Origin of the sequence: Streptococcus infantarius subsp. infantarius ATCC BAA-102, assembly GCF_000154985.1 — a bacterium.
In the GTDB taxonomy this organism is placed as follows: domain Bacteria; phylum Bacillota; class Bacilli; order Lactobacillales; family Streptococcaceae; genus Streptococcus; species Streptococcus infantarius.
The window spans coordinates 1-4,198 of record NZ_DS572675.1 but is presented as its reverse complement, the minus strand read 5'-3'; the positions used below and the strand labels follow the sequence as shown (position 1 = coordinate 4,198).

The window sequence follows — 4,198 nt, the reverse complement described above, 5'->3', positions numbered from 1 at the left end:
AATCCATAGAATGTAGATCCTTCTGGATAGTCACCACCCCAAAGTGATAGAACAACATCAAAGTTTTGTGTTTTAGAATCTTGCAATCGTTGTTTGAATGTTACGAATTTTTCTTCTACTTTTAATCCTGGAAGAACATCTTCCCATGTTTGTTTGATGTAGTCTACTGACGCTTTGGCAACTGGTGTATCAGAATCAGCTGTAATTGTCAATTTAACTGATTTTTCACCGATTTCGGCAAGACCTTCTTTGAAAAGTTTTGCTGCTTGTTTGGCATCATAAGTGTAATCTTGTGATACGTATTTAGATAAATCAGTACCATCTTCTAAGGTTTCAAGTCCTGTTGGAACAAGAGCTGTTGCTGCTTTTGAACCAGTATCGATAGCTGCTTTAACAACACCTTCACGATTTGTTGCAAGGTTAAGCGCTTGACGAATCTTAGTATTAGCTAAAGCTTTAACAGAACCTGTTTCGTTGTAAACGAGGTATGCAGATGTTGCTTCTGGAGCATCCACAACATCTTTGTTGCTTTTATTTGCTTTATAAATTGCTTCTGTACCAGAGATGTTTGCTGTATCAAGCTCACCATCTTTGTACATTTGCACGGCAGTATCAGGTTTTTTAACAGCTTGGACGTTAACTTTCTTCAACTTAACGTTTTTAGCGTCCCAATAGTATTTGTTTTTCACAAGTGTGAATGAACCATTAGAACCATTCCAATTTTTAACTGTGTATGGACCTGAATAAAGTGCTTTTTCAGAAGTTGTAGCGTAGTCACTTCCTGCTTTTTCCACAAAGGCTTTGTTTTGAGGAACAAAGTTAGCAAATGTCAAAAGACTCATAAATTGTGGAGATGGACTAGATAATGTAAAGATTACTTTATTACCATCTGCTTTAACTCCCAATTCATCAACGCTCTTAGTACCATTGATAACTTCTGCAGCATTTAAAACATGCGCATCTGATGCAAGGTAAGCATACTGTGAAGCAGTCGCTGGATCAACAATACGTTGCCATGTATAAACAAAGTCATCTGCCGTTAAATCACTACCGTCAGACCATTTAAGTCCATCACGTAATGTGGCTGTGTATGTTAAACCATCTTCAGATACTTCTACTTTCTCAGCCAAGTCAGGTTTTAATTCACCGTCTTCGTTACGACGAAGTAAGTTACTACCTGAGTTACCGATAGCAATTGAAGAATAAGTGTCTGTAACTTTCGAAATGTCCAAAGTGCTAATTTCAGTCGGAGTGTACCAATTAATCTCATCAGTTTTTGAAGAAGTTGATGAGCTTTTACCTCCACAAGCTGCCAAAACAGCTGTTGAGACTAAGACTACAGCCCCAAGACCGACGCGTTTCCATGTTTTACCGTTTAGTGACATGTGACGCCCTCCTAGTTGTTCTCTCTAAATTATATTATTTGACAAGTAAAATTATATCATAAAGTTTCCTTAAAGAAAATAGTTTTTTCTGAAGAGAATAGTTTTTTCTGAATTTTTTGTCAGATTTTCTGACACACTGAAAGTAAGCGATTAATATGATATAATCATATTATCTAATTTTTTAACAAAGGATGGAACAATGAAGAAAGTTTTTGCTGTTTTGGCCCTACTCTTGGCCTTCATTGGAAACAAAGTTGCTGCGGATGATACCTTTAATGTAGCAGCTAAACACGCTATCGCTGTCGAAGCTTCTACTGGTAAAGTATTATATGAAAAAGATGCAACTACACCTGATGGTATTGCTTCAATGACAAAAATATTAACGGTTTACTTAACTTACAAAGAAATCGACAAAGGGAATCTAAGTTGGGATACTAAAGTTCCTATATCTGATTATGCTTATGATTTAACAGCTAATTCGGATGCTAGTAACGTTCCTATGGAAGCACGCGAATATACTGTGGAGCAATTAGTTAATGCTGCCATGGTAGCTAGTGCTAATAGTGCTGCGATTGCCCTAGCAGAAAAAATCGGCGGTACCGAAAGTAAGTTTGTTGATATGATGCAAACTCAACTCCAAGAATGGGGAATCAATGATGCTAAATTATTTAATGCTTCTGGTCTTAACAATAGTTACCTAGGTGATAACATTTACCCAGGTTCTAGTTCAACTGATGAAAATACCCTAAGCGCTCGTGATGTTGCCATCATTGCCCAACACTTAATCACCGAGTATCCAGATGTGCTTAAAATCAGTAACCAAACAACTGCTGATTTTGAGGGTTCTACAATGAACACTTATAATTACATGCTCAAAGGAATGCCTTATGAACGTGATGGTGTTGATGGTCTAAAAACCGGTACAACTGAACTTGCTGGTGCTTCATTTGTTGCGACTTCTACAGAAAACGGCATGCGCATTATCTCCGTTGTCATGAATGCCGATGGTTGGCAAGAAAATGAATTTGCTCGTTTTGAAGCTACTAATGCCCTTCTTGATTACGTTAAATCAAATTACGAAATGACAACTCTTGTTGATGCTGGCGAATCAACTAAAAATAGCAAAGCAAAAGTTATCGATGGAAAAGAAAAGACTGTACCTGCAGTTGCTTCTCAAGAATTAAAGGTTGTTCATCGTATTGGTACTGATGCTTCTGTAAAATTCTCAACAAAAATCAAAGGATACGAAGCTACTATTAATAAAGGTGATAAAGTTGGTTCTTTCATTTATGATGATAAACAAATCGTCGGAACTGGCTATCTTGAATCTAAGCCAAGCGCACCAGCACTTGCTAAGAAAGAAGTAAAAAAAAGCATTTTTCTTAAAGTCTGGTGGAACCACTTCGTCACTTACGTTAACGAAAAACTATAAAAACTACTATTTCTTTTCCTACTATATATAGAAAAAAAGAGACAAGTTTAAAACCTTGTCTCTTTTAAGTTATCCAACAGAACCTTCCATTTCATAACTAATCAAACGGTTAAGCTCAACAGCATATTCCATTGGGAGTTCTTTTGTAAATGGTTCTACAAATCCCATGACAATCATCTCTGTTGCTTCTTGTTCAGAAAGACCACGACTCATAAGATAATAGAGTTGTTCTTCTGAGATTTTTGAAACTTTCGCTTCATGTTCAAGCGCAACTTGTGAATTGTGAATTTCGTTAAATGGAATAGTATCAGAACTTGAAATGTCATCCATCAAAATCGTGTCACATTCAATGTGACTAACTGATTTCTTAGAATTTTTATTAAAAGTCACTTGACCACGATAGTCAACTTTTCCGCCACCTTTAGCAATTGATTTTGAAACAATTGACGATGAGGTATGCGGTGCATTGTGAATCATCTTAGCACCTGTATCTTGATGTTGACCTTTATTAGCAAAGGCAATTGAGAGCATCGTCCCACGCGCACCTTCGCCATCAAGATAAACAGATGGATACTTCATTGTTGTTTTGGCACCAAGGTTACCATCAATCCATTCTACCGTAGCATTTTTCTTAGCCGTAGCACGTTTAGTTACCAAGTTATAGACATTATCTGACCAGTTCTGAATAGTAGAATAACGCATATAACTACCTTCAAGAGCAAAGATTTCAACAATGGCTGCATGAAGACTAGCTGATGAGTAGTTTGGTGCTGTACATCCTTCAACGTAGTGAACACTTGCCCCCTCATCAACAATAATCAAAGTACGTTCAAATTGTCCCATCGCTTCGTTGTTGATACGGAAATAAGTTTGCAAAGGAATATCAACTTTGACACCTTTTGGAACGTAAATGAAGGTACCACCTGACCAGAAAGCTGAGTTTAAAGCAGCTAACTTGTTGTCTGTTGGTGGGACTAATTTAGAGAAATATTTTTTGAAAAGCTCTGGGTATTCTTTCAAAGCAGAATCTGTATCGGTGAACACGATTCCTAGCTTATCATACTCATCTTTCATGTTGTGGTAAACCACTTCAGATTCATACTGAGCTGAAGCACCAGCGAGATAAGCTCGTTCGGCTTCTGGAATACCGATGCGTTCAAAAGTTTCTTTGATTTTATCTGGAACATCATTCCATGAACGGGCAGGTTTATCAGATACTTTTTGATAGTAAGTAATCTCATCAAAATCAATATCTGACAAATCTGGTCCCCAATCTTGCATTGGCATTTTATTGAAAATTTCCAATGATTTCAAGCGAAATTCCAGCATCCATTCTGGCTCACCTTTTTCAGCAGATAATTCACGAACAACATCTTCACTG

The 4,198-nt window shown here is 37.1% G+C and carries 3 protein-coding genes; 1 reads left to right on the top strand and 2 read right to left on the bottom strand.

Annotated features, from left to right (window positions below):
* Nucleotides 1-1,385: peptide ABC transporter substrate-binding protein (locus STRINF_RS00045; protein WP_006530946.1), on the bottom strand; the 1,385-nt coding region annotated here is incomplete at its 3' end.
* 199 nt (nucleotides 1,386-1,584) lie between these two features.
* Here STRINF_RS00045 and pbp3 point away from each other — a divergent pair.
* Nucleotides 1,585-2,817 (top strand): D-alanyl-D-alanine carboxypeptidase PBP3, encoded by a 1,233-nt coding sequence (gene pbp3 / locus STRINF_RS00040; protein WP_006530945.1) that lies wholly within the window; start codon nucleotides 1,585-1,587, stop codon nucleotides 2,815-2,817.
* Nucleotides 2,818-2,886: 69 nt separating this feature from the next.
* Here the strand turns inward: pbp3 and sufB are convergent.
* Nucleotides 2,887-4,198 (bottom strand): Fe-S cluster assembly protein SufB (gene sufB, locus STRINF_RS00035; protein WP_006530944.1); only part of this gene is annotated, 1,312 nt, incomplete at its 5' end.

What these genes read in the sequence shown, in the direction of transcription:
- pbp3 (WP_006530945.1), top strand. Translation starts at nt 1,585, where the DNA reads ATGAAGAAAGTTTTTGCTGTTTTGGCCCTACTCTTGGCCTTCATTGGA.